This window comes from Corynebacterium sp. p3-SID1761, from assembly GCF_055862885.1.
In genome coordinates this window covers 41,927-68,613 of the sequence record NZ_JBSQBJ010000012.1, presented here as the reverse complement: position 1 = coordinate 68,613, position 26,687 = coordinate 41,927, and the positions used below count along the sequence as shown (strand labels likewise).

The window sequence follows — 26,687 nt, the reverse complement described above, 5'->3', positions numbered from 1 at the left end:
CCAATAATGGAAATGGGCAGCGACTCAAGGGTGGCGAAGCGGGGTGTTGGCTCAAATGTCGCTAGAACGAGAATACGTTACTGCGAATAATTTGCATTACCACAAAACCGCAGTTCAGAGACCTGCAGCCGGTCAGGGGACCATGGCGCATGGTTGCGCATTCCCGTTCTAACGACATTTCCGATTCTGTAGCCACTCCACACACCCGGAACACCCCTCTGCAGAACAGGTTTTTATCCACCGCGGAGCTCCCCCCAGCCGCAAAGAGCCAACATCTCTCGCTACAGGGAGCCAGTTTGACTGCGCCACGGGGTGCCGGGTTGCGCTTTGTGGGCTACCTATTTGCCAGCCTCGGCAATCTTCCTGATAGTCGCGAGCGTTTCGGGAATCCCCGCCAGGGCAGCTTCGCGGCGCTTCTCCGCTTCCGATTCGCCCTGGTCACCCCACTTCTTGAAGAATGCAGCTCGGCCGGCCTCGTGAAAATTCCAATCCTCATAGAGTCGCGTACGCATGCCCGCACCGTTGCCCGCAGCCCCACCGAGCGGCTCCACACGGTAGCCCCAGCGCACGAAACCGTCAGGCTGAGCATCCGGCCCAACCACCCATGCGAATTCGTGCGGGCGATCCGCTGCTACAACTTGGGATACTGTTTCCCAGGTACGCTCGGACGTTTCGTTGGTTCCCTTGAAACGACTCCCCACCTGGCCAGGTTCGCCCAGCCACTCGCAGCGCTTACACGTTGGCGACCATTCTCCGGTGCGGGTGACATCGGAGATTAGCTCATAGATTTCCTCCGGTGTGGCATCGATATCAATGAAATCGCTAACCACCCATCGGCTGACCTGCTGTGATTGCTGGTCATGCCGAGTCTGATCTTCTGCGGTCTGATCTTCGGTGCTCATGCCTCCCAGACTAGAACACCGGGGACTTCGAGACTGGCGCTTTAGTCAACGCGCGAGCACTGGTTCGAGCAACACACTTCTTTAGTCGTTCCAGACCTGCACAGCACCTTCGTGACCAGTCATTACGACTGTCACGATCACTGCAATCGCAGTAATCACAGCAACGACGCGCAGCACATTGGCCAGCCAAGTAGGCAGAGAAGCGAAGCGGTCGACAAGGAAGAACCCAACAACTGCAACAAACAACACGACCACACTGGCCGTCAGGTAGTTCGCATACTCTGCGTGCTTGGCCAGAGCGCCGGGATCTTCTTCGGAAAGACCCTGCATCTTCAACAGAGCTTCACCCGATGAACGCGCAAGCCAAGTGAACACTAGAGACAGAAGGTTGACGATCACGGCAGCCCGAGCAAGCACCCTGCGTTGCTGCCGAACAGCCCACCAAATAGTGGCAAACGCAGCGAGCGGAGCGAATACCACTGCCGCGTGGATAAACAAAGGATGGCCGGGTACTCCGGCAATCATTGAAAACATGCCACAAGTATCAGCACTAGTTTTGTTAGCCGCGAACAATCACATGCTGTCCTAAGCAACCGAATGCTGCCCTAACTGAGTTAATCCTCGCTTTAGCTAAGCAAAAGTCCACTGGGGGATCTGGCACGATCCCAGCGAAAATAGAATGAAAACATCTCGATAATGATTAGAATTTAAGATACTAAAGGAAATCATCACCACAAACAAAGGACTTTCCATGCGTTTGCGTTCCATCCTCACCCGCCCCTCGTCGAAAACCGAAGGCCACTTAGGCGCCCGCGCGAAGCGGGGTCGGTGGCAGGTTGGGGCGGTGGGCGTCATGACCATAGCAGCTTTAGCAATGACCAGCTGTTCGAGCGACGAACCGCAGGACAACACGGCGGCAAGCAGTACAAATAGGGGCGACACGAAGGGCAGCGAGGAGACGAAGGCCGACCCGACGCAGCAGGCGATCGATGCGTACAAGGATGTTTTGAATAATCCGGAAAAATACGAGCGCGACCATTCCGACCGCGACGATTATTATCCGACAGGCACCTATTCTTATGCGTTGATTGAGGCGAATAATGATGAAGTTCCGGAGTTGTTACTCAAGAATGACTGCAAGTATTTCTCACCGGTGACTTTTATTGCAATTGGCCAGGACGGAAAGCCTTTCGCCGTAAATAAAGAACTGGTGACGGGCGCGGGCACCACTGCAGCTCGCGCAAACGTAACGGCTTCCAGCGAAGGAGATGGAATTTACGAATGGTCTTATACGAGCGGACGTCCGGAGGTACCAACGATTCATTACAACTTCGACGGCAAGAAGCTCACCGAAGGCGAGCACAGCGAATGGAGCCAGGTCACGGGCACTCCGGCCGACCAAATCGAGCTGGAATGGTACGCCACCGACGACGCGAGCGGGCTAAAGAAAAACCAGTCTGGCCCCAATTTCGGCTCCGGCGAGTCTTCCGGAAAATCCGAAAACAAGGAAAAGAAAAGCAAGAAAAATAAGGGAAAGAAGCCGAATCCCGATCTGCCTGCGGGCTACGAAAAGAAGAGCGCTGCAGATAATGACGCCCCAGCCTCCCCGAATAAGGACCTCCCCGAAGGGGCATACGCGAAGGCCGGTGGGCCGATTCCTTCGGATGCCCGCCCGGTGCGGACGATTAAGCACAACAGCCTAGGGAATATCGCGGTCTTCAAAACCCCTAGCGAGAATATCGGGTGTGACATCCAAAAAGATTCGTTGAACTGCGGTGTCGCGTCATATCGGGAAAGCAAACCACACGGGAAAAATGGACAATACGCCAACTGGTGGGTGAATGTCGACACTCAGACTGTTGGGTCTAAGAACGACGCTCCCGCGTATTTTCCCCAAGGGGCAGATATCAATGACCACGCACCAACAGAAACCGTCCCCTACGGCACCACTGTCTACCATGGCCGCTACGTATGCCACTCCGCTCATGAGGGGCTGACCTGCTGGAATTCCAACAATGGCAAGGGCGCATTCATTACTCGCGAACGAACTTATTTCTTCGACTAAACGGTGCCTAAATGGTTTGCTATAAATCTTGTTCAACTCAATAAGAACTCAGCCACCAGGCATTTTCGCGATCCCTTTTCACTACGGTGGGCACCACGTAATCATCGCAAGGAATAAGGAGACCGACCATGTCCGGTTCTAAGACGTTCACCGTAAGCACCGAAAAGTCCGCCGAGGCTCTTATTCAGGCGCTTCAAAATATGACCAACTACAAGGCCAAGAACGCCGATGCCACCGAAGCACGCGCCCGTGTAGGTGAACAGTTCCGTTTCCGCATGCTCGGCGCCGGCATTTACAACGAATACACCGCGCCGGTAAAGGTGGACATCACCACGAACGGCAGCGAAGCCAACGTCACCATGACGGAAACCTTCAACATCAACATTGTCGCCAAAGACCGCGTGGACGAGTTTTTCGCCCGAACCTTCGGGGAGATCGAACAGAACATCCGCGCTGCCGCATAGGCGAGCCGTCGCTCTGGTCGGAGGCTGCGGCGTCATCGGCTTAAAGAACCTGGGCACAAAGAAAGCGCCGGGAGAAAAGCTCTCCCGGCGCCTCGCTCAGATCAGCGTCTAGCGCTAGCGCAACTAACAGCTACTTCGCAGCCTGCACGCGATCCTTCAGACCATTGAACTCGTCCCAGACCTCGGACGGAACCTTCGGACCGAGGAACTTCAGCCATTCCTCGTTGTCCGCCAGGTCGCGCTCCCAATCAGCTGGGTTCACCGCCAGCGCCTCGCGGATGTCCTCCTCGGTCTCCTTCAGGCCATCGGTGTCGATGTCCTCGTAGCGAGCGGTGTAGCCAACGACGGTCTCGTCAGCTTCAACGCGACCCTCGATGCGGTCGATGATCCACTTCAGCACGCGAGAGTTCTCGCCGAAGCCCGGCCACAGGAAGCGGCCGTCCTCGCCACGGCGGAACCAGTTGACCAGGAAGACCTCCGGCATCTTGTCGCCGCCCTTGTTGCCCATATCGATCCAGTGCTGCAGGTAGTCACCGGCGTTGTAGCCGATGAACGGCAGCATAGCCATCGGGTCGTGGCGCAGGGAGCCCACAGCAGCCTCGGCAGCAGCGGCAGTCTGGCCGGAAGCCAGAGTAGCGCCGATGAAGGTGGCGTGGTTCCAGTCGCGTGCCTGGGTAACCAGCGGCACGGTGTCCGCACGGCGACCGCCGAACAGGATGGCGGAAACCGGCACACCCTTCGGGTCGTTGAACTCCGGTGCGGCAACCGGGCACTGCTCGATTGGCACGCAGTAGCGGGAGTTCGGGTGTGCGGCCTTGTTGCCGGAATCCGGGGTCCAGTCGTTACCCAGCCAGTCGATGAGGTGCTGAGGCTCGCCCTCCTTGGACTCCCACCACACGTTGTTGTCGTCGGTCAGGGCAACGTTGGTGTACAGGGTGTTGCCCGGCTCCATGGACTTCATTGCCATTGGGTTGGAGGCGTAGTTGGTACCCGGTGCCACGCCGAAAAAGCCGTTCTCCGGGTTCACCGCGTACAGGCGACCGTCCTCGCCGAAGTGCAGCCATGCAATGTCGTCACCGACGACCTCTGCGCGCCAGCCCGGGATGGTCGGCTGGATCATGGCCAGGTTGGTCTTGCCACAAGCAGATGGGAAAGCTGCACAGATGTAGTAAGCCTTGTCCTCTGGGCTGATCAGCTTCAGGATAAGCATGTGCTCGGCCATCCAGCCCTCGTCACGTGCCATAGCCGAGGCGATGCGCAGGGCGTAGCACTTCTTAGCCAAGATGGCGTTACCACCGTAGCCAGAGCCAAAGGACCAGATCTCACGATCCTCAGGGAACTGGGTGATGTACTTCGTGTCGTTGCACGGCCAAGTCGAATCTTCCTCGCCGGGCTCCAGCGGAGCACCTACAGAGTGCAGCCCCTTAACGAACTCGCCGTTCTCACCGATCTTATCCAGCGCTTCCTTACCCATGCGGGTCATAATGCGCATGGACATAACCACGTACGGGGAGTCCGTAATCTCGATACCCAGCTTCGGAGACGGATCGGTAATCGGACCCATGCAGAAGGGCACGATGTACATACGACGCCCCTTCATGGAGCCGGAGAAGTGCTCGCGCATCTCCGCACGCATCTGCTCCGGATCCATCCAGTTGTTGGTGGGACCTGCGCCTTCCTCGGTCTTGGAGCAGATAAAGGTGCGGGACTCCACACGCGCAACGTCAGACGGGTTGGAGCGAGCCAGGAAGGAGTTCGGCTGCGCCTTTTCGTCCAGCTTGATCAGGGTACCCTGCTCAACCAGCTGCTCTGCCAGCTGATTCCACTCCTCCTCGGAGCCGTCACAGAACACGACTGATTCTGGCTGAAAAAGCTCCACGGCCTCCTCGATCCAGTTCAGCATTTCCTGGTTCTTGGTGGGCGCCTCGCCGACAAGTCCTCGAATGGTCATCGATATTCTCCCTACGTTATTTCTTCCCACAACCCGACTTAGCCGTCCGTATGTTTAAAACGTCCAGTTCAAACCCCGGCTGCATTCACCTAAAGTCTACTAAATCCTGTGGTTCTTGGGCGTTCGATATAGCTGCTATCTGTAATTTTCCGGGCCTGCACTACGGCACAAGAGCCCCTTATGCCCCCAGACTATCGCGAAGCAACGCGGCGATGTTTTGGTTCCACACGGAGTGGACGCAGGTCACACCCTCACTAACCCCATTGCCCCCGATCAACGCATTTCCAAGCATCCGTTTCCCAACGAGACCTCCCCGGATTGGGGGTGTCGCTGTTGCCTCTTGATGACGCCCCCTCCGCCTCCGCGGGCTCTATCCACCGCCAGGCTGACCATTGTCCGTCATAAGAGACTGAGGAGACATAATCCACCTTGCCGTCACCATCCGTATCAGAAAGGATGCTCATCCCCTGGTCGTCGGCAATCGTGACGGACTCCTCCACTCCAGTGCTATAAGATCCACCGGCCCCGCTGTATCCTCCACTAGTTTCAACACTGTTGGCACCGGCACCCCAACCACCGTGGCCGGGCGCCCGATTCGGGTCGTGAGCATGCGGATCGCTGAGGTTCAGCTCGTTGACGTAGTACTCACGGCCTTGGTACTCAACAGTCAGTCCGTCGCGAATCTCGCTCTCTCCGACACCGTGCAGCTCGTTCCCGCCGTGCAGCTCGTTTCCACCGATCAGATCGACCAGCGGATTCTGTGGCAGAGCCCCGCTGTTACCGCCGACAATGCCCGCGTAATCGCCCGCACCGTCTAGGCCGAGGCCATCCCCTGGAAAATCACTCATGTCCATCCCCTCCGTTTTCACCCCTGCATTTTCATTAGCGATTCACTAGCGCGTCTTTATTGCCAGTTCGCGGATTCGAGGCGCGACCGGCGGAACCTCTAGCCGGGCGACCACCTCCGTCACCACCGTTGCCCAGTGGGTTCGCAGAGCCGCCCCCTCCTTGGCAACCCGGACTCGCAGCGCTGCGGATCGCTGCATTGCCAGTCGCGCTCCTACCACAACCAAGGTCACGAACACTCCCACAAGGATTCCGGCAATTACGCCAAATAACCTGCCAACCATGGTGCCCAAACCCAGCCCCGCTGCCAGCCCAGCGGCGGCAGCCAACACCAGGCCCGCACGGGATCCCATTTCCACAGCAGGCCGGGCTGGAGCCTCCGCCTGCGCCTCCGGAAGCGCCGGGAACAACACACCCTGCTCCAATACCGCCAGCCGCAGCCGCGCCATAAACACTGCATGCCGGTGCGCAAAACCTGCAGCTCCTCCTGCTCCGCCAGCGCGCCCGTTCGTATCACCGGCGCCATCCAGCACCTCCTGGGCGATCCGCGTCGCACTCAAGCGCGTAGCGATACGCACACGATCTACACGCTCGGCATCTGCTCGGCGCGCTTGCATCTCCCACTCATTAAGGTCCACCCCCAGCGTGCGGATCCATTCGCACACCTCCTCCACGGTGTCACACCACACCCATCCTGGAGTATCAGCCCATTCGGACGAGGGGGCGTCACTACCAAAAGGCCACAACAGCACCACGCCCATGGCTTGTGCAACGGCCCGGGCAACCTCGCGATCCTGTTGCGTCGAGCGACCAACCGCTGCCACGACAATGTCCGGGTGCCGCTCTGGACCAGCTCCCTCGATGACCTCTAGCCTCTCCCCCGCTTCTGCCGTGCTCTCTACTCGCGCACGCAGCGCCGCAGCGCACTCGGCCACGACACGCGCGTCCGGGCCGATGACCGAAATGGTCTTCAACATGATTGTTAAGTCCCCCACTTGGCTTAAGACATTCTGCAAACCATCTGCAAGAATGGTCGAGATGAATAATTCTGATAAAACGCCAGGCAGCCTTCCCCCAGGCCGACCTCTACAGACAGAGTTTAACGATGGTCGCGACTATCCGCGACTGGGAAACTTCAGCTTCCGTCGTGGCACCCTGACCGATAACCAGGAGGCTCTCTGGAACGAACACTGGCCCCACCTGGGCAAAGTCCTCGCCGACGAGGTCATCGACCTGCCTGAATGGTTTGGCCGAGAAGCTGAAACGATCGTGGAAATTGGTTCCGGAACCGGCACGTCCACCGCCGCAATGGCTCACTTGGAAGCCGAAAAGAATATTGTTGCCGTCGAGCTTTACCGCCCTGGGCTGGCCAAACTGCTGGGCTCTGTTGTGCGCGGCGAAATCCACAATGTGCGCATGATCCGTGGCGATGGCGTGGAAGTCCTGCAGCGCATGTTCGCCCCCGAATCACTGTCCGGCGTACGCATTTACTTCCCCGATCCGTGGCCTAAGGCACGCCACCACAAGCGCCGCATCGTGCAATCCGGCACGCTGCACTTGATTGCTTCCCGCCTCAAACCCGGTGGCATTTTGCACATTGCTACCGACCACGCGGACTATGCCGAGTGGATCGACGAGCTGGTGGAGGTGGAACAGCAGCTGGAATTCCTGGGCTGGCCGGAGGATCAGTCCGACATTCCGCAGCTCACAGATCGCCAGGTGATCACGAAGTTCGAGGGTAAAGGCCTGGACAAGGAACACGTAATCCGCGAGTACCTGTGGCGGAAGAAATAGCTAACACGCCCTGATTGGTTTGCCATTCGCCCTGGTCGGATTCGTAGACTAAGGGGAACTTGAAAGGAAAGGATCACACGTTGTTTAGCTCTTGGGGCGATGTCGCTTACCGGTTCCGCCGGCTGATCCCACTGGTGATCATTGCGGCGATCCTGGTGCTGTATGTCGTCGCCGGGCTGAAACTGGCCGACCGGATGAGCCAGGAAGGTTGGGACGACCCCAACTCGCAGTCCACGAAGGCCGCGCAGATCGAGCAAGATGTTTTTGGTCGTGACGCCAACGGGGACATCATCCTGATGGTCACCAGCGATAAGCCGGGGGGTGCGACCTCGAACGAGGTGAAACAAAACATCACCCGCCAAATCGAGCAGCTGCGTCAGGATCACCCCAATGAGATCGGCGGTGTGACCAGCTACTTCAACCGGGGCCCGTCTGCTATGGCCAACCCGGACGGCACCGCTGCGTTCGCCTCGATTGGGCTAAAGGGCGTGGAGGACGACGTACTGATCAACTTCCGCAAGATCGAGGATGATCTGCGGGCCATTACCGCGCCTGGCGTGGACGTCCAGATTGCTGGCGCAACGGCGGTCTCCGATTCCCTGGACGAGGGCATGGCAGGCGATATCCACCGTGCCGAGGTCTACGCGCTGCCTGCCGTGGGCTTACTGCTGCTGCTCGTTTTCGGTGGATTGATCGCCGCATTCATGCCACTACTGGTCGGTGGTCTGTCGATCCTGGGCTCCATGGGCGTGCTGGCGATCCTGGCCAGCTTCACGCAGATCAACGTTTTCGCACAGTCCGTTGTAACTCTGCTGGGACTGGGGCTGGCCATCGATTATGGCTTGTTCATGGTCTCCCGCTTCCGCGAAGAGATGGCAGAGGGCAATGACACCCGTACTTCCGTACGCAACACGACCGCCACGGCAGGCAAGACGGTGGTCTTCTCCGCCGCCATGGTGGCCGTGGCGCTTTCCGGACTGTTTATCTTCCCGCAGGCGTTCTTGAAGTCCGTGGCTTTCGGTGCAATTTCTGCAGTGGGCTTGGCCGCACTGCTGTCGGTGGCTGTACTCCCCAGTATCTTTGCAATGCTCGGGCCGAATATCGACAAGTTGTCGTTCAAGAAAAAGCGCGACCGTCGTCGCTCTGAACAGGTCAATGGCATTTGGGGACGTATTCCGGCCTTTGCCATGCGTCACTCCAAGCTGTTTACGGTAGTCATCGTCGGTGGCATGTTGCTCTTGGCCGTACCGATCGCCGGCATCAAGCTGGGTGGCATGAACGAGACCTACCTGCCGCCGTCGAATCAGACGCGCGTGAACCAGGAGGAATTCACCGAGAAGTTCCCGCAGTTCCGCACCGATCCGATCAAGCTGGTTATCGAAGGCGATTCCAAGGCCGTGGGTGCGGTGTACAAGGAAGCCAATGCCATCGAGGGCCTCACCGCCCCGTTCCAGGTTTCGCGCCCAACGAAGGACGGCGTCACGGTGCTGTCCACCGGTATTACCGACCGCAAGGATAACGACCGGATCGTCAATTCCCTGGAGGACATTAACGTCGACGGCGCCAATGTGTACGTCGCGGGCACTCCGGCCTTGGAGGTCGAGTCCATCGACGCGCTGTTTGAGAAGCTGCCGTGGATGTTGCTGTACATCGTCCTCGTCAGCTTCGTGCTGATGGCTATGATTTTCGGCTCGCTGATCATCCCCGCTAAGGCCGTGATCATGAATATCCTGGGCACCGGCGCCACCCTTGGCCTGTTGACGTTGATCTTCGTCGACGGCCACGGCGCGGACATGTTTAACTTCACCGCCGGCCCGCTGACTTCGCCCGTATTGGTGCTGATCATCGCCATCGTCTTTGGGCTTTCAACCGACTACGAGGTTTTCCTGGTCTCACGCATGGTCGAAGCCCGTGCCCGCGGAGCCTCGACCGATCAGGCGATCCGCTTCGGCACAGCGACCACCGGCAGTATCATTACCGCTGCTGCGCTGATCATGATTGTGGTCTGTGGCGCCTTCGGCTTCTCGTCGATCGTGATGATGAAGTACATCGCTTTCGGAATGGTCATCGCCCTCATCCTGGACGCGACGATCATCCGCATGCTCCTTGTACCTTCCGTCATGCATCTGCTCGGCCCGGATAACTGGTGGGCCCCGCGTTGGGTCAAGCGACTTTCGGAGAAGGTCGGGCACAATGAGCAGCTGGAATCCGGATCGCACGAATCTATGCGACCACGTTCCTCCTCGCGAGTGACGGTCGCGGAGCTTTCTGGTGTGGACGCCATCGCCCCCGTGCCCGCCCAACGTCCCGGCGAGGCTCCCGCGCGTCAGCGGGATTTGCCTTTCGCGGAGTTGATGCGCCGAATGGAAAACAGCCGCAATGCCACCGACGAGACGACTGACGAAAAGACTGACAAGGCGCACCACGAGGGCGATTACTAATGCGTAGTTTGTTGCGACGTGCGGATGTCAGGGCTCTGCTCTCGCTGGCATTGATAGGCCTCATTGCCTTTCTCGCCCGGGAGCACCTGCACTTCATCGGAGAAGGCTGGCGTGCCCTCCGGCACTCGGACAAACGCTGGATCGGACTGGCCGTTGCGGCATTGGCGATCTCCATGATTGCCCAGGCCGAAGTGATGGTGGTGCTGCTACGCAGCGCCGGGGTGAAGGTCAAACGCAGTAGCGTGAACTGGCTGGGACTAGCAGCAAACTCCTGGTCTGCGACCTTCCCCGGCGGGCCGGCACTGTCGGCCGCCATGATCTTCCGCGAACAGCTGAAGTGGGGAGCCACACCCGTGATCGCCAGCTGGTACATGCTGCTTTCGGGAGCTCTAGCTGGCGGTGGGATGGCAATTCTTGCCATCGGTGCGGTGTTCTTCCTGGGGCTAACCGTAAAACCAATGACATTGGCGCTCTCGTTACTTGCAATGATTGGTCTGGCTTTCCTGACCAACTGGGTGGCCTCCAACCCAGACAAGGTGGAACGCTGGCTGGTTAACCGCCTGCGTACCTACAACACGCGTCGCGGCAAGCCCGCAGATCGTTTCACCGACAAGGTGGAGGGACTCTCCCACCAGCTTTCCGCCGTAGAGCTACCACTGTCTAAGCTCACCGCGGCTATTTCTGCCAGCCTGGGAAATTGGATCTTTGAGATTCTCTGCCTGCTGTGCTGCGTCTACGCCGTCGGTGCCACGCCGCCTATCGCCGGCGTGGTACTGGCGTTCCTCACTGCAAAGCTGGTGGGACAGGCGCAGGTAACACCCGGCGGCCTAGGCACCGTGGATGTGGCCCTGACCAGTGGTTTGGTCGGCTTCGCCACGCTGACATCGGTTCAGGCATTCGGCGCCGTGATCGTCTTCCGCATGCTCAGCTTCGTGGGGCTTACCCTCGTGGGCTGGATCGTCTTTTTCGCCACCAAGATGGTTAACCCCAAAGGTGCCGATGAAAAGAAAACCGCGGAGACTGGGCGTCAAACAGAAAAGCAAGAAGAACCCGTCGGCCCGGCACAGTAGGATACGAAGCTATGACCACCAACCGCACCTCCACAGGCGATACTCCCGGCACCGTCCAGCGCGCCCCGGGGATGGCGCTGTGCTTCGACGTGCTCGCTGTTCTTTTGTTTGCGCTGCTGGCGCGCATTGCTCATAACACTCCCGAGATGCCGCTGAGCTTCACGGGCTGGCTGGATACCGCCTGGCCATTCCTGATTGGTGTGGCGATCGTATGGGCACTGCTGTGGATTGGTGTGGTACGACCGCGCAGTGGGCACAGTGGACGCAGTGGCTTTGAATTCTCTACGGGCGCGTTGGTGTGGATCGTCAATGTGATCGTCGGCCTGGGCATTTGGGGTGTCCGGCACGGGGAGGTTCCGCATTGGTCGTTCATGATTGTCGCGACGGTGATGAGCGGCCTGCTCCTATTCGGATGGCGCGGAATGTTTCGTCTGGGGAGGATGCGCAGGCTGGGGAGGCTCTCCCGCATGAAGCGCATGGGTCGGATCTTCGGCAAGTGAAGTAGATTTCAGTTGATTTAACCTGGCGTACACCTTTGCGCCACATGGGGTTCGTTCGCATTCCTTAGAGTTTTGCAAGAAGTCCGTACACGCTCATTAGACATCCGGCAGTGACTGGCCGGGCGCGATGAGACGACATGACGAAATGGCATGGCAAAACCAGCGTGTGCAGATGACGATAAAACTCAACAAAAGTTATAGGCCGGCAGCAAAACCGCGGATAAGCACCGTATTTGCGGCTCGGCCGACTACGAACATCGAGGAGAGATCCCCCATGGGCCTTAAGGGTCGTAACCTGCTGAAGAAGATGGACTTCACGTCCAGCCGCTCCCACCGCACCTGCGTTTACAAGTGCGGTGACGCTTGCTCCAAGCCAGTCAACAACAAGTCCGACAACAACTACTTCATGGACTTGATCCAGGGAACCTTCTCCCGTCGTACTGCACTGCGCGCCGGTGGCGCAGCAGTCGTTACCGTCGGTGGCGCTTCTTTCCTGGCAGCCTGCAGCGACGACAATGGCAAGGACGGCGAGGCCAAGGGTGGCAACGGTGAGAACAAGGGCGGCGGCTCCAACGGCGACGTTGATGCACCGGACGGCCTGAAGTTCGAGATGGTCGAGCCGAACACCAAGGACGAGGTCGTTGTTCCGGCTGGCTACAAGTCCGAGGTTGTTATCCGCTGGGGCGACCCGGTTGTCGAGGGCGCTCCTGAGTTCGATGTAGACAAGCAGACCGCCGAGGCCGCCGCAAAGCAGTACGGCTTTAACTGCGACTTCGCAGCCCTGCTACCGATCGAGGGTCAGGACAACCGCTTCCTGCTGGTTTCCAACCACGAGTACACCACCCCGCAGCAGATGATCCCGGACTACGACCTGGAGAACCCCTCCAAGGAGCACGTGGACATCGAGCTGGCCAACCACGGCATGTCCATTGTTGAGGTTGAGGGCAATAGCAAGGATGGCAAGCTGAAGCCTGTTATGGGCAAGTACAACCGCCGCCTGACCGGCACCACCGAGTTCGAGCTGCGCGGTCCGATCGTTGGCCACAAGCTGGTGAAGACCTCTGACGATAAGGAAGGCAAGATCGTCAAGGGCACCTTCAACAACTGCTCCGGTGGCGTCACCCCGTGGGGCACCATCCTCTCCGGTGAGGAGAACGTTGACCAGTACTTCGCAGGTGGCGAGAACGTCAAGGACGAGAAGGTGCGCGAGCGCCTGAGCCGCTACGGCATCGAGGATGCCAAGACTGCGCGTCAGTGGGAGAAGCACTACGACCGCTTCGACGTAACCAAGGAGCCGAACGAGCCACACCGCTTCAACTACGTGGTTGAGGTTAACCCGTGGGATCCGAAGTCCACCCCGGTCAAGCACACCGCTCTGGGTCGCTTCAAGCACGAGGGCTCCAACATTCACGTCACCGACGACGGCACCGTAGTTGCTTACTCCGGCGACGACTCTCGCTTCGAGTACATCTACAAGTTCGTCTCTTCCCGCAAGATCCGCAGCGGTAACTCCGACAAGGATCGCGAAGAGAACATGAAGATCCTGGACGAGGGCACCCTGTACGTTGCTACCTTCGAGGGCAACAACAAGGACTTCGACTCCGAGAACCCGCCGAAGGGCGAGAAGTGCGACGGCACCGGCAAGTGGATCAAGCTGGTTACCGTCAAGGAGGACGGCTCCGCAGAATCCCACGTGGACGGCATGTCTGCTGAAGAGGTCATCGTCTTCACCCGCGAGGCAGGCGACAAAGTCGGCGCTACCAAGATGGACCGCCCAGAGGATGTCGAGCCGCACCCGACCACCGGCAAGATCTACGCTTCGCTGACCAACAACAAGTACCGCGGCGTGCAGGAAGAGGGCAAGGACTACGAAGAGGTCAAGGAGTACGCCCCGGTCAAGGAAAACAAGAACGGCATGGTCATCGAAATCGAGGATGACTTCACCGGCGAGGAACTCAAGTGGAACCTGCTGCTGGTCTGCGGTGACCCAGATGAGGCCGAGACCTACTTCGGCGGTTTCGACAAGTCCAAGGTGTCCCCTATCTCCTGCCCGGACAACGTCACCTTCGACTCCTTCGGCAACCTGTGGGTTTCCACCGACGGCAATGCTCTGGAGTCCAACGACGGCCTGTTCGCTGTAGCCCTGGAGGGCGACTCCCGTGGCCTGACCAAGCAGTTCCTGACCGTACCGGCAGGCGCTGAGACCTGTGGCCCACTGGTCTTCGATAAGCGCGTTATTGTCAACGTTCAGCACCCGGGTGAGGACGAGGAAGCTACCGTCAAGACCTCCAAGTCCCACTGGCCAGACGGCAGCGACTCCATCGCCCGCCCGGCCACCGTGGTGGCTTGGAAGGATGACTTCGGCACCATCGGCGCCTAAGCAGTTTCCTAGGGCTTGAGCCAGCTCCCTCTCGCGTTTCGTCGAGAGGGAGCATTTTTATGCCCGAAATTACCCAGCTTCGGACCCCATCGGTGGCCGGGAGCAAGCTTGCTTATTGAATGTAGCCAATTAGCGTGGGTGTATAACGCTATGTGTGACAGGGTGCCATCAAACAACACGCGACCGAAGAGCAGCCGCAGAAAGGAGCCAACAGCGGTGACCACCGACGTCCGCCCCCTTACTCCGGAGGACTCGGGCTACAAGAAGGCGCTGATTGCCTCCCTTTGTTCCGGTCTGGCTTCGTACAACGCTCTGTACGCCACCCAGGCTGTCCTCCCGGCTCTGTCAGAGGATTTCGGCATCTCCCCTTCCTTGGCGGCACTCACCGTCTCGGCCACCACGGGCGGGCTAGCTCTCATGGTCATCCCGCTAAGCATCGTTTCGGAGCGCTTCGGCCGTCGCCACGTCATCCAAGCTTCCGTCCTGGCGGCTACCATTCTTTCCCTGGCGCTCGTTGCACTCCCCTCGATCCAGTCGATCATCGCAGTGCGGCTTTTACAGGGCATCGCAGTGGCGGGCGTACCTGCCGTGACAATGGCCTTCCTCTCCGAAGAGATCGATCGCCGTTATTTACCCCGCATCATGGGCTTTTATATTGCCGGTAATTCACTCGGCGGCCTCATCGGCAGGCTCATCCCGGGAATCGCTCTTGAGTTCACTAATTGGCGTATCGCAACACTCTTGAGCGCCGTTTTCGCATTCTCGATGGCGCTTCTCACCACCTGGGTTCTGCCCAAGCAGCAGTTCTTCACACCAAAGAAGATCACCCTGTCCCATGAAGTTCAGGCCTTCACCAACCACCTGCGTGATCCGATCCTGCTGAAGCTCTTCCTCCTGCCCTTCCTGCTGATGGGTAGCTTCGTCTCCCTGTACAACTACATGACCTTTCGGCTGATCCATACTTTCGGTCTGCCGGAATCACTGACTGCCCTGGTCTTCATCATCTACCTTTCGGGCACCTGGACCTCCACCCGCACGGGCAAGATGGTCAACAGCTTTGGCCAATCCAAGGTCGTGGTCACGTGCATCGCATTGGCTCTGGTCGGCTTGTTCTTCGCCTTTATCCCGACCATTCCCACCACCTTGGTGGCCGTGCTGCTGTTTACTGCCACCTTCTTCCCCGCTCACTCAATTGCTAGTGCATGGGTCGGCGAAGTCGCGCGGCAGGATCGCGCGGAGGCTTCCAGCCTGTACATCCTGAGCTACTATCTCGGTTCTTCCGTCATTGGCTGGGTGTCCGGCTACTTCTTTGCCCACAGTTGGGGCCTGTTTATCGGGTGGCTGATCCTATTGACCTTTATCGCCCTCGTCACCGCCCTTGCCGCCATGCGACGAGTGAGAGCTGATTCTTAATGACGCCACAATGCCAGCCATAGCCCTTTCAGCAAACACTTAGCGCGTGAACTAAAAATGAGAGCTTTGTTCGCATTGGGGTTCCAAATTATTTAAACCAATACATTTTTTTAGATAAAAAACCTCCTTTCACTCCGATGTGTGTTTAAGATCACTCCCATGGGACATACTCGTAAAGTACGATTCGCATCGATTCTCGGCGTGGGATTGCTAGCCACAGCCGGCATGGGCGTCGCAGTCGCCCAGGGCGGCGTATCCGCCCACCTGGCGCTTTCCGGCACCATCTTCAACATGGAAGTCGGGGAACTGGATGGCAAGGGCTTCGACCTGTTCACCGACGTCGACAAGATGCACAACGGTGATCAAGCAATCTCGCGCCTGCGTATCAAGGATGCCAAGGTAACGGATGTCTGCATGACTGCCCCGATTAACCTACCTGGGGTTGGCGAGAAGAAGTTCCAAATGACCGTTCCAGGTCAGAACTTCTCCGCCGACAACATGCTGATCGGCGCCCGCAAGCTCTCCGGTGACCTGACATTGAAGAACCCGCAGATTGGTGTGGACGCGGGCAAGATCGACAAGGATGCGCCCGACGGTGCCTGGGGCATCTACGCCGACTCCCTGGCAGCGAAGGGCCAGGGCATCGAGGCGACCTCTCTGTCCGCGGATAAGATGACCGCAGGTGGCAGCAAGATCGCGATTGTGGATAAAGACAATGCCGAGTGCTAACTCCAGCACAAACCCCGAGGCAGACCCAACCACCGAGCTGGATCCGAACTACGACCCAGATCTAGATGCAGACCTCGATGCGGAAAGTGCGCCGAACACCGCTGTCGATCAAGACGCAGAGGAGAACCAGGTACCCGCGGTAAAGGACACCCGTGGCTTCACCCGCTGGCGTCGCAGCCGTCCCTTCGCGGCGGGGCTGTTCATGCTTTTGTCGGGCATCATCATGATCGTTCCGGCCTACCTGTCGTTCGAGGTATCGAACATCATTATTCAGGTATCCACGATCTCCGGTGTATCCACGCTACTTATTGGCGCCCTGCTTATTACCTCAGGCCTCATGACATGGTTTAAGCCCGACGCTCGACTGCTCACTGGTGTAGCGTCGCTCATCCTCGGCATTGTGGCGCTCCCAATGTCGAATATCGGTGGCTTTGTCATAGGAACCTTATGTGCCGTTATTGGCGGAGCCTTGGCTCTGTCGTGGACGGATGAAGAAAAGGAGCCTAAGGGCGTCAAGAAAAGGAAGGTCGATGAGCAAGCAGCATAAGCGCGGCGGCATTGCCAAGGCCGTTGTCGCCGCAGCATCGATGTGCGGGCTGGTGGCAGCGATGGCGGTCGAGATGTCGCCAACTGCCGAGGCGCAGCTGCAGCTCCCGCCGCTGCCTCCCCTACCGCAGTCTCCACAGCTGCCACCAGCACCAAAGCTGCCACCGGCGCCAAAGCTGCCACCGCCTCCTTCGCCTCCGAAGGTGCCGGAGAACCTGCGGGTGGATCTCACTCCGCCGGGCCCAATCAAGGGCGAGCGACCTGTGCAGAATGGCACCTACGTGATCAAGAGCGACAACACGCGCCTGCTTGGACACGTAAAGATGTCGCTCGTACAACAGGCCACGCCCCAGGGGCCAAAGCCCGCGCTGCGGATCGACGCCGACAAGGCGATCCTGACGAACCTTTCGGTGCAGTTCCCGACTCCGGGAGCAGGCTCTGGAGGTGGCATTTGGCAGCGGACTGGACCGGGACAGATCACCACGTTGACCGGTAATTTTCACATTGTGGTGAGCTCGCTTAACGTCACCCCGCGCGTGGCCGGACTACCGCTGATCCCGCTGCCCATCGACGCAAACATGGCGCCGAAGGAGCTGCAGGAAGCCGCGAAGAAGATCGGATTGGGCACGCCAGACGCGCTCTCCGAGCACCTGGAGATGACAAACGGCACCATGCAGACGTACTTCGTGAAGGCCGACGAGCTGAAGCTACCCAAGGGCACCCAGATCGGGATGTAAACGCCCCGGCAAGAAGGGCAGCTACATCGGCATAATGGTGTGCTTCTTTGGCGGCTCCAGCACCTGCTTGTTACGCAGTTGGCGCATAGCCTGACGCAGGCGGATGCGGGTCTGATCCGGAGTAATCACGGAATCCACATAACCCCGCTCCGCTGCCACATAAGGGCTGGTCATGTTCGCATTATAGAAGTCCATAAACATCTTCTTCGCCGCCGGGCGCTGCTCCTCTGGCATCGCAGCCAGAGCCTTGCCCTGCATCATCACCACAGCAGCCTCTGCACCCATCACGGCGATCTGCGCAGTCGGCCAGACCAGGTTGATATCCGCGCCCAGGTTCTTCGAACCCATCACGGCATAACCACCACCGAAGGCCTTGCGCACCACCACGGTCACCTTCGGCACCGTGGCTTCCACCGTGGCAAAGCCCAGCTTTGCGCCGCGGTGAATCAGGCCGGCCTTTTCCTGCTCCACGCCCGGCATGTATCCGGGTGTGTCCACGACCCACACGAGGGGGACATTGTAGGCGTCACAAATACGGATAAAGCGCGCAGCCTTATCCGCAGCGTCGGCGTCCAAGCAACCGGCCAGTTCCATCGGCTGGTTGGCCACGACACCCACCGCATGGCCGTCGATACGGGCGAAAGCCGTGACGACATTGGAACCGTAGTCGCCTTGGACCTCCAGCACATTGTCATCATCGAAGATGCGGGTGAGCACCTCCATGATGTCGTAACCCGCGTTCGGGTCATCCGGAATGATGTCGTTGAGCTCAAAGTCGCGCTCGGTCAGCTCGTCATTCGGCGCCCAGAACTCCGGGGTCTCGTCAAAGGTGCTGGCAGGTAGGAAATCCAGCAGATCCTTGACGTAGTTGAAGGCATCCTCTTCGCTGCTTGCGACGTAGGAAACATTGCCGTTGCGGGCTTGTTGACGCGCACCGCCGAGCTCTTCCATCGAGATCTTCTCGCCCGTCACTGATTCGATGACGGCTGGGCCAGTGACGAACATCTGCGTGCGACCTTCGACGGCCACCACGAAGTCGGTGGTCACGGGCGCATACACCGCGCCACCAGCTGAAGGGCCTAGCAGGATGGAGATCTGTGGGGACTGGCCACTTAGAGGTAGCTGTCGGCGCGAGATCTCGGAGTACATTGCCAGGGACATCACGGCGTCCTGAATGCGGGCGCCACCGGAATCGTTAATGCCGATGACGGGGCAGCCAATGCGAATGGCCATGTCCATGACCTCGCAGACCTTCTTACCGAAGGTCTCACCCACAGAGCCGCCATATACCGTCTTATCGTGGGCATATACCGCGACGGTGCGTCCGCCAACCCGGCCATAGCCGGTGACCACGCCATCGCCATAGGGAGCATCCTCTTCGCCTGGAGTGCGCCCCAGCGCCCCGATTTCCACGAACGTGCCCTCGTCGAGAAGCGCGTTGATGCGCTGGCGGGGAGTCGTCAATCCCGCCTTGTCGCGCCTGGCCTTTGCTTTCTCGGAGCCCGGATCCTGCGCCTGTTCCAGCCTGCGGTGCAGTTCCGCCAGCTTTTCGGCGGTTGTGCCCTCGTCGGCAGCAGTCACAATGAATGTCCCTTCTTTTTCTTCGCCGTCTATCCGTGTGTGCGGGGCTAGTTGCCACCCATGATGTGCTCGGCGATTACACGTCCCACTTTAGAGATCTCTGGCTCGTCCACAATAGCTAGGTGGTCGCCACGCAGCTGAATGATCTCCAGGTCCTCGACGATCGCGCCCCAGCCACCGTCTGCGGCAATCTCGACGTACGCTGGTTCGAGCTCGATCGCACCGTCGTGCATCCGCTCCGCGCGGAACAGCGTGACCGGCGCTTTCACGTCGGCCCATGCACCGAAGTCCAGGGATTCCAGGATGCGATTATCCACGAAGCTGGCGCGCTGGTGCTCAAGAACGCCCGCGGGCAACCCCATACCCTTCGCCTCCGGCGATGCCAGGAACTGCTGGAAGAGTTGCATCATCACGCCCTCGCCCTGCTGATCCAGCAGTTCGTGCGGAACCTCTAACGGCAGACCATACGTCTTTTGGGCAAAGGCCGCATAGCGATCCCACCGCGCGTGCATTTCTTCCTTAGTATCCGGAGCGGGGTTCTTTGGCTGCACGGTATCCAGCAGCACAATCCGCTGGATCTCCACGCTCGGCTCCCCCGTGGCAGCACGCTTACCTAACTGGTGAGCGACTTCATAAGCCAGGGCACCACCGAAGCTCCAACCGCCCAACACGACCGGCTGGCCGTCGGCTAGCTCGATGATCTCCTCCAGGTAGGAGGCCGCGCGATCAGCCAGCTCGCCTTCCAGACGCTCCACGCCGTACACCGGAACGTCCTCCGGCAGGCGGCGCATCAGGGGCGCATACACAACAGAGGATCCGCCTGCCGGGTGGAACAGGAACACCGCTGGTCGAGTACTGCCCTCAGAGCGTGCACGGAGAACACGGATATTGCCCTCGACTTCGCTTTCCAGGCTGCTGCGCACCTTCTCGCTCAGCGGCTCCAAAGTGTCGGCGGCCAGTACATCTTCCGCGCTGACCTTTGCACCCGAACGCTCGGAAAGACGTTCCGCGATGCCACGAGCCTGTTCCTCGTCGATACTCGGCAGCTCACTAGTCACGCCCGGAGCGGCCTTGCCGGTTACCTTTGCCCAGGTAGCGAAGACAAGTCGCTCGCTGGCGTCGCGCGGCGCCACGCCACCGCCCGTCGCGGTGTAATCGGTCGCTGCGTCACTGTCGTTGTCTCCGCCGTCGCTGTCTTCACCATTGTTATTGGCGACGCCTCCTTCTCCGCCGGCAGCCGTGTCAGCAGTACCGGCAGCAGCATTCTCAACCGAGTGACGTTCCGCGATCATCTGCTCCACAAGCGCAATCACGTCGTCCACCGAACCATCGCGCAGTGCCTGAACCTGCAGTGGAGGCAGATCGAAATCGTATTCCACGCGGTTCTTAATACGCATGCCCATCAGGGAATCGAGCCCCAGATCGATCAACGGCAGCTCACCAGGCAGGTCCTCAATGTCATAACCCATGGATTCGGAGACAATCGCGCGCAGGCGATCACCGGCGGACTCGCCGGAATTCGGGTCCCAGCGATCCGCGGTCTCATCGACCTCCGGGAGTGTGTTGCCCGCGCTCTCCTTTGCCAGCGCCTGGGCAGCGGGAGCCGCCGGCGCCACGCCGGAATCGGCGGTTCCTGGCGCCTTGGTGGCGTCCATTCCAATACCCTCAGCTACACCACCAAGAGTGGCGATGAATACCTCCGCAACCAGCGGCATTGTCTGCGCACCGGGCGCATCGGCAGCATAGATCGACAACGACCAACCGCCCAACGAACCGGAGGCGATGGTCGTGAGCTGGCCGGCAGTCGGCAACGGGGCGTGGTCGCGGGTGGCGGCTACGGTGGCCTGTCCTGCATCGCCACCGGTCAGCGCCTCAGCCGCGGCCTCGGCCAGCAGCGCAATGCTGGGCACGTCCTCGGCGGGCACGCTGAAGACCACACGACCGTCGGGCAGGTTCACGCGGGTGCCCGGCAAGTCCACAGCGGGCCCGGAGGAGGGGCGGGCGCTGGTCCAGTGGCGCTGCAGGTTCCATTGCGTACCCGGCACCTTCGGCAGCGGGCTACGCGCACCGGTCTTAACCGTCGCCAGATCCTGCGGGGTACGGGACCCAGCGGCCAGGGCCTTCAGGTTGAGATCCGCGCCTTGCACATAAAGCTCCGCGAGGGTGGATAGCAAGGTCTGGGACACTGGCTCCTTGCGCTTGAGCAGGAACAATAGCTTGGAATCGCTGGCGTTGTGGGCGAAGGAGTTATTCATCAAAGGCATTAGCGCCACCGGGTTCGGGGAGAACTCGATAAAGGTGCGATAACCATCGTCGAACTGCTTACCGGTCGCCTCAGAGAACCAGACCGGCTGGCGCGTGCAGCGCAGGAAGTACTCGGCGTCGTGAACGACCTCGCCCGGGGTGTACACACGGCCACGATCCACGGTGGAGTACAGAGGCGTGTGGATGGGCTGCGGATCCAGGTCGCTGATCTCGTAGTGCAGCTCACCCAGGATCGGATCCAGCATCGAGGTATGCCCCGCGCCCTTTACCTTCAGCAGGCGGGCAAACTTGCCCTCGCCTTCCAGGTATTCGACGAGCTTCTGCACCGGCTCGGCGGGCCCACCGACGGTGGTCATGCCCGGCGCGGCGTACACAGCAGGCTCTACCTGGGAGTATTCCGGGTGTTCGGCGGTAAAGGTGGCTAGCTCCTCTACTCCGAACTCGACAACCGCCATGGCGCCCTGCTTGTCCTCTGGGAGGAGGCGCTCGCCCTCGCCCATTAGGCGGGCACGGTGGCAAGCGGTTCGTACGGCCTCTTCGGCGGTGATTCCGCCCACGGCGTAGGCCGCTGCGATCTCACCCATCGACTGGCCGACAACAGCGGCGGGCTTCGTGCCCAGCGCTCGCATTAGGTCATTCAGCGCAATCTGGACGCAGGTGATGCCCACCTGGGCGCGCTCAGTGTCGTAGTTCTGTTCATCGTCCAGCACCATGTCGGTGAAAGACCAGCCGGATTCGGCCAGCACGACCTTATCCAGCTCATCCAGGCGCGCGGCGAAGAACTCAGATAGCTCGTACAAATCCTTGGCCATCTTGCGGAACTGGGAACCGAAGCCGGAGAACACCCACACCGGGCCGTTGGCCGACGGAGAGTCAGCTGTCTTAGCCGTCGCGTTCTGCTTACCTGCAGCGATGCGCTGTAGCCCGGCGATGGCCTCCTCGACCGTCGCTGCGGAAACCACGCCACGAGAGCGGCCATGATTGTGGCCTGCCAGCGCCATGGCCACCCCACGAAGCTGCTCTGGCTCGGCAAAGGATTCCTGGTTCTGCTCCAGGTACTCGGCCAGCGCTGCGGCGGCTTCGCGGCGTCGGGAAGGCAGCAAACCACTCACAGGCAGCAGAACGCGCGGGGCCTCACCCGCTGCATCTGCATGGTCTAGACCGATCGGAGCAACGCCGACGGTGCCCGCGGTGCTGCCCACGCCCGCCGCAGCTTCCTCTTCTAGGTCCGGTGCGGCGATCACGACGTGCGCATTTGTACCGCCGAAGCCAAAGCCGGACACGCCCGCAACGGCGCGGCCGGAATACTCTGGCCATTCGCGCGGATCCTCCACGACCTCCAAGTGCTCGCGGTCAAAGTCAATATAGGGGTTTGGCCCCGTGTAGTTCAGGCTCGGCGGCAGCACACCCTCGCGCATTGCCATCACGACCTTCATGACGCCCGCGACACCCGCGGCAGCCTCCGTGTGTCCGAAGTTCGTCTTCGCACTTCCCAGCAGCAGAGGTTCAGCAATGTCGCGTTCGCGCCCCAAAACGGTACCCAACGCAGTTGCTTCAATCGGGTCGCCCAGGATCGTTCCGGTGCCGTGGGCTTCCACATAGTCCACGGACTGCGGGGCGATTCGTGCATCGGCGTATGCACTGCGCAGCACGTCGACCTGTGCATCCGGGTTCGGGGCGGTCAGGCCGTTGGAACGTCCATCGGAGTTCACCGCCGAGCCCTTAATCACAGCCAGCACGTCATCGCCATCGCGGCGCGCATCCTCCAGTCGCTTCAGTACGACCACACCAGCGCCGTCGGAACGCACAATCCCGTCCGCATCATCACTGAACGCACGAATACCACCCGTCGGGCTGAGCACTCCAAGCTCGGAAAACGCCACCGTTGCAAAGGGACTGCACAGGAGGTTGACGCCACCCGCTACAGCAACATCAGACTCACCATCGCGTAAGGAGCGCACCGCCTGGTGAATTGCTACTAGCGACGACGAGCAGGCCGTATCCATTGCCACGGAAGGCCCCCGGAAATCGAAGGCATAGGACACGCGGTTAGCGATGATGGAACTGGAATTACCCGTCAGGGCATAAGGGTGCGCCTCCGCCGGGTCGGCGGAGATCAACATGCCGTAGTCGTTATTGGTGTTACCCATGAACACGCCGACCTGCTTACCGCGCAGCTGGTTGGCAGGGATATGTGCATCCTCCAATGCCTCCCACGTCAGCTGTAGGATCATGCGCTGCTGCGGATCCATATTCGCAGCCTCCAATGGAGACAGGCCGAAGAACTCCGCGTCGAAGGAGGCAATATCTTCGATATAGCCACCGGTCAGCTGTGCTTGCTCCATGCGGCGCGTCATTTCCGGATCACGGGAATACTCCGACCAGCGACCGGCGGGCAGTTCGCCCACGCCGGAGCGGTAGTTGCAGAACATCTCCCACATCTCATCCGCATTCTCGGCGCCGGGGTAGCGGCCAGCCATGCCAACCACGGCAATATCGCGCTGGCCAAGTGGCAATGGCCCGCCTGCGGCGGAAGCACCGGTTACGGAGCCTGCGGCGTCGCTACCCACAACCGCACCAGTACCGCGACCATTCATCAGGTGCTCTGCCAGTGCGGCGATGGTGTTGAACTCGTAGGCAATCGTGGCGTCTAGGTGGGTGCCGAGCAGGCGCTCAAGGTCACCGGAAAGGACGACGACATCGCGAGAGGATAAGCCGAAATCCTGCATTGAACGCTCATCGGCGATCTCCGTGGCGTCCAGACCAGTGGTATCCGCGACCCAGGTGCGTAACCAGTCCCGCATCTGTTGGATCGTTGCGGGGCGAGAGTGCTGGTCCGCCGAGGGGGCGTCCTGCTGGTTGTCTGCCATGGAAAGTCGCCGATTCCTTTCGTACCTAATGCCTTCGATAAGGCTTAGTGTGGGTCGTGAGTGAGTCCTAACGTAGCGCCATATTTTAACGCGCCGAAGTCGCTTTATGGATTAAGCGTCCAGCGTGCCCTCCAGATACGCCTTCGCTGCCACGCGGCGGGCGATCTTGTTGGCGGAGGAACGCGGCAAAGCGCCCGGCGCGATGATGCGTACATCCGAGGGCTGCACGCCGTGGGTGGCAGTGACGGCAGCGCGCATAGCCTCAATAGCCTCCGCGTCGTCCGCCTCAGCGGCCTCCGGGTCGCGCTCGGCGATGATGACTAGCCCCTCAACGGATTCCCCGTCGGCACCTGCGCCCGCCGTTCCAGCGTCCCCGGCCTGCACGGCAAAAGCGGCGATGACGGCCGGGGCGGTCTGCTCCGTCGCCTCGTCTGCGGTGGCCTCGATGTCCTGGGGGTAGTGGTTACGACCAGCGACGATGATGAGGTCTTTCAGGCGACCAGTGATAAATAGGTGCCCGTCCACAATGACGGCCAGGTCGCCAGTGCGCATCCACTTGTCCTCCGGGACATCGGCTGCACGGCTACCGGACTCCAGCCGGTTGGCCATAGGCAGGTGGTTGCGGAAAGTCTCCTCGGTCTCCTCAGGACGGTTCAGATAACCCGCGGCCATGTTGTCGCCGTGTACCCAGATCTCGCCCACCTGGCCATCGGCAAGTTCCTTGCCCGACTCCGGATCCACAATGGCGATTGCCTGCGGTTCGCACACCTGGCCGAGTGAAACTAGGGAGAGGCTGTCTGCGTCGTCCTCCGAGCCCTCCACTACCGTGCCCGCGGACAACTCATCGCGCTTGAACCACTTCGTCAGCGGACGCTCATCGGTCTGTGGGGTGGTGACGATCAGGGTTGCCTCGGCCAGCCCATAGGACGGGCGCATTGCTTCCCTCTTGAGCCCATAAGGGGCGAAGGTATCCAGGAATTTCTTTACGGAGCTGTGGTGCACCGGTTCCGAGCCATTGATGATGCCATCGATAGTGGACAGGTCGACTTCACCCAAGTCTGCGACCTTTGCCGGGTCGGCATAGCGCACTGCCAGCTCCAACGCGAAGTTGGGAACCACGGTGTAGACGTTCTCGTCCTCGCTTTTCCGGTTAAGCTGACGAACCCAGCGGGCCGGATCTTGGATGAAGTCGCGTGGGGACATCAGATCAAAGGGCAGCCCCAGGATGATGACGAACGCAGACAGGATCACGCCCATGTCATGGTGTAACGGTAGCCAGGTCACCAGACGCAGCGGGGACTTCAGGTTCACGGCTTTAAAGATCTGCAACACATTGGTGACGATCGACTTGTGCGTAAGCACCACGCCCGCCGGGGTACGGGTGGAGCCGGAGGTGTACTGCAAGAAGGCTTCTTCACTGGACTTTGGAGCCAGTGACGGATCCGCCATGATGGCGGCCATCGGGTTGACCCAGTCTTCCGCCAGTGCATCCGGCAGGGCGTCAATCGTCAGCACGCGCGGGCGTTCGGTGGCGGGAATGGAGGCAAAGTGCTTGCGCACTGCCGTGGCGGAGCGCTTGTTCGTCAGTACAACGGTCGGCTCAGAGGAACCCAGCACAGCTGTCAGGTGACCGGTGTGACCCGGCTCGTTAGGATCGTAGAGCGGAACCGGCACCATGCGGGCGTACATGGCGCCAAGGAAGGCGTACATGTACTCAGGGGAGTTATTCGCCAAAATGGCCACACGGTCGCCGGGCTTGGCAATCTGCTGCAGGCGTACGCACACGGCCTTGATACGAGTATTGACCTGCGCACGGGTAATCTCATGCACCTTCCCCTCGCGCGATTCGGAGAAGTCCCAGTAGCGGATCAACACGTTTTCTGCTGTACCGTCCATCTGCGCCATGGTGTACAGCATCTCGCACATGCCGGAAAGGGTCATCTGATCAGGGACGTTGATGTTGCCCTGCTCGTCATAAAACTGCCCCATTGCTGCAGTGATATCCACGTGGTCTCCTCTACTTGTTATCTACTTGCTGTCCGCTTGTCGTTCGCTTGTTGTCCGCTTGCTTTAACTAGTTTCTCGCTAGTCGCATAGCTCTAACGCAATAAGCATTTAGTTTTACTTGTAAAA

General features: G+C 59.8%; 19 protein-coding genes. 11 read left to right on the top strand and 8 right to left on the bottom strand.

From position 1 onward, the window contains the following. Positions 1-338: 338 nt before the first annotated feature. Together ACWXWJ_RS07320 and ACWXWJ_RS07315 are read right to left on the bottom strand one after the other, a co-directional pair. Positions 339-902, bottom strand: coding sequence for an SRPBCC family protein (locus tag ACWXWJ_RS07320; RefSeq protein ID WP_473964007.1), 564 nt, complete (start codon positions 900-902; stop codon positions 339-341). An 81-nt stretch (positions 903-983) separates the two neighbouring features. Continuing rightward, complete coding sequence (locus ACWXWJ_RS07315; protein WP_473964006.1) at positions 984-1,427, bottom strand: DUF2231 domain-containing protein; 444 nt, start codon at positions 1,425-1,427, stop codon at positions 984-986. Between the two features lie 226 nt (positions 1,428-1,653). Between ACWXWJ_RS07315 and ACWXWJ_RS07310 the strand changes: the two genes are divergently transcribed. Together ACWXWJ_RS07310 and ACWXWJ_RS07305 are read left to right on the top strand one after the other, a co-directional pair. Continuing rightward, the gene (locus ACWXWJ_RS07310; protein ID WP_473964005.1) at positions 1,654-2,967 is read left to right on the top strand and encodes a hypothetical protein; all 1,314 of its coding nucleotides are present in this window, start codon (positions 1,654-1,656) and stop codon (positions 2,965-2,967) included. Positions 2,968-3,095: 128 nt separating this feature from the next. Beyond that, complete coding sequence (locus tag ACWXWJ_RS07305; protein WP_473964004.1) at positions 3,096-3,431, top strand: hypothetical protein; 336 nt, start codon at positions 3,096-3,098, stop codon at positions 3,429-3,431. Positions 3,432-3,561: 130 nt separating this feature from the next. Here ACWXWJ_RS07305 and ACWXWJ_RS07300 read toward each other — a convergent pair whose 3' ends face one another. The 3 genes from ACWXWJ_RS07300 to ACWXWJ_RS07290 all read right to left on the bottom strand — a co-directional run bounded on the left by ACWXWJ_RS07300 (position 3,562) and on the right by ACWXWJ_RS07290 (position 7,205). Next, positions 3,562-5,382 carry a phosphoenolpyruvate carboxykinase (GTP) gene (locus tag ACWXWJ_RS07300; protein ID WP_473964003.1) on the bottom strand — a complete coding sequence of 607 codons (1,821 nt, stop codon included), beginning with the start codon at positions 5,380-5,382 and terminating at the stop codon, positions 3,562-3,564. A 254-nt stretch (positions 5,383-5,636) separates the two neighbouring features. Continuing rightward, the gene (locus ACWXWJ_RS07295) at positions 5,637-6,230 is read right to left on the bottom strand and encodes a DUF6802 family protein (protein ID WP_473964002.1); all 594 of its coding nucleotides are present in this window, start codon (positions 6,228-6,230) and stop codon (positions 5,637-5,639) included. Between the two features lie 45 nt (positions 6,231-6,275). After that, positions 6,276-7,205 (bottom strand): hypothetical protein, encoded by a 930-nt coding sequence (locus tag ACWXWJ_RS07290; RefSeq protein ID WP_473964001.1) that lies wholly within the window; start codon positions 7,203-7,205, stop codon positions 6,276-6,278. Between the two features lie 52 nt (positions 7,206-7,257). Here ACWXWJ_RS07290 and trmB point away from each other — a divergent pair, with 52 nt between their 5' ends. The 9 genes from trmB to ACWXWJ_RS07245 all read left to right on the top strand — a co-directional run bounded on the left by trmB (position 7,258) and on the right by ACWXWJ_RS07245 (position 17,838). Further along, a complete protein-coding gene (gene trmB / locus ACWXWJ_RS07285) occupies positions 7,258-8,022 on the top strand; it encodes a tRNA (guanosine(46)-N7)-methyltransferase TrmB (RefSeq protein ID WP_473964000.1) in 765 nt (254 codons plus the stop codon). A gap of 80 nt (positions 8,023-8,102) precedes the next feature. After that, a complete protein-coding gene (locus ACWXWJ_RS07280; protein ID WP_473963999.1) occupies positions 8,103-10,463 on the top strand; it encodes an MMPL family transporter in 2,361 nt (786 codons plus the stop codon). Continuing rightward, complete coding sequence (locus ACWXWJ_RS07275; RefSeq protein ID WP_473963998.1) at positions 10,463-11,533, top strand: lysylphosphatidylglycerol synthase transmembrane domain-containing protein; 1,071 nt, start codon at positions 10,463-10,465, stop codon at positions 11,531-11,533. The genes ACWXWJ_RS07280 and ACWXWJ_RS07275 overlap by 1 nt, the downstream gene beginning before the upstream one ends. A gap of 71 nt (positions 11,534-11,604) precedes the next feature. Then, positions 11,605-12,033: a DUF3054 domain-containing protein gene (locus ACWXWJ_RS07270; RefSeq protein ID WP_473964009.1), complete on the top strand. Its 429-nt coding sequence runs from the start codon at positions 11,605-11,607 to the stop codon at positions 12,031-12,033. Between the two features lie 274 nt (positions 12,034-12,307). After that, complete coding sequence (locus tag ACWXWJ_RS07265) at positions 12,308-14,413, top strand: PhoX family protein (protein ID WP_473963997.1); 2,106 nt, start codon at positions 12,308-12,310, stop codon at positions 14,411-14,413. 150 nt (positions 14,414-14,563) lie between these two features. Beyond that, the gene (locus ACWXWJ_RS07260) at positions 14,564-15,826 is read left to right on the top strand and encodes an MFS transporter (RefSeq protein WP_473963996.1); all 1,263 of its coding nucleotides are present in this window, start codon (positions 14,564-14,566) and stop codon (positions 15,824-15,826) included. A 159-nt stretch (positions 15,827-15,985) separates the two neighbouring features. Continuing rightward, a complete protein-coding gene (locus tag ACWXWJ_RS07255) occupies positions 15,986-16,555 on the top strand; it encodes a DUF6230 family protein (protein WP_473963995.1) in 570 nt (189 codons plus the stop codon). Further along, positions 16,542-17,102: a DUF6114 domain-containing protein gene (locus ACWXWJ_RS07250; protein ID WP_473963994.1), complete on the top strand. Its 561-nt coding sequence runs from the start codon at positions 16,542-16,544 to the stop codon at positions 17,100-17,102. Before ACWXWJ_RS07255 ends, ACWXWJ_RS07250 begins: the two co-directional genes overlap by 14 nt. After that, positions 17,086-17,838 carry a hypothetical protein gene (locus ACWXWJ_RS07245; RefSeq protein ID WP_448306849.1) on the top strand — a complete coding sequence of 251 codons (753 nt, stop codon included), beginning with the start codon at positions 17,086-17,088 and terminating at the stop codon, positions 17,836-17,838. Before ACWXWJ_RS07250 ends, ACWXWJ_RS07245 begins: the two co-directional genes overlap by 17 nt. Positions 17,839-17,859: 21 nt before the next feature. On the opposite strand, the gene ACWXWJ_RS07240 is transcribed toward ACWXWJ_RS07245, so the two are convergent. The 3 genes from ACWXWJ_RS07240 to ACWXWJ_RS07230 form a co-directional block, all read right to left on the bottom strand. Then, a complete protein-coding gene (locus ACWXWJ_RS07240) occupies positions 17,860-19,419 on the bottom strand; it encodes an acyl-CoA carboxylase subunit beta (protein WP_473963993.1) in 1,560 nt (519 codons plus the stop codon). Between the two features lie 47 nt (positions 19,420-19,466). Continuing rightward, positions 19,467-24,554 carry a polyketide synthase Pks13 gene (gene pks13 / locus ACWXWJ_RS07235; protein WP_473963992.1) on the bottom strand — a complete coding sequence of 1,696 codons (5,088 nt, stop codon included), beginning with the start codon at positions 24,552-24,554 and terminating at the stop codon, positions 19,467-19,469. 111 nt (positions 24,555-24,665) lie between these two features. Next, positions 24,666-26,561 (bottom strand): FadD32-like long-chain-fatty-acid--AMP ligase, encoded by a 1,896-nt coding sequence (locus ACWXWJ_RS07230; protein ID WP_473963991.1) that lies wholly within the window; start codon positions 26,559-26,561, stop codon positions 24,666-24,668. Positions 26,562-26,687: the final 126 nt, after the last annotated feature.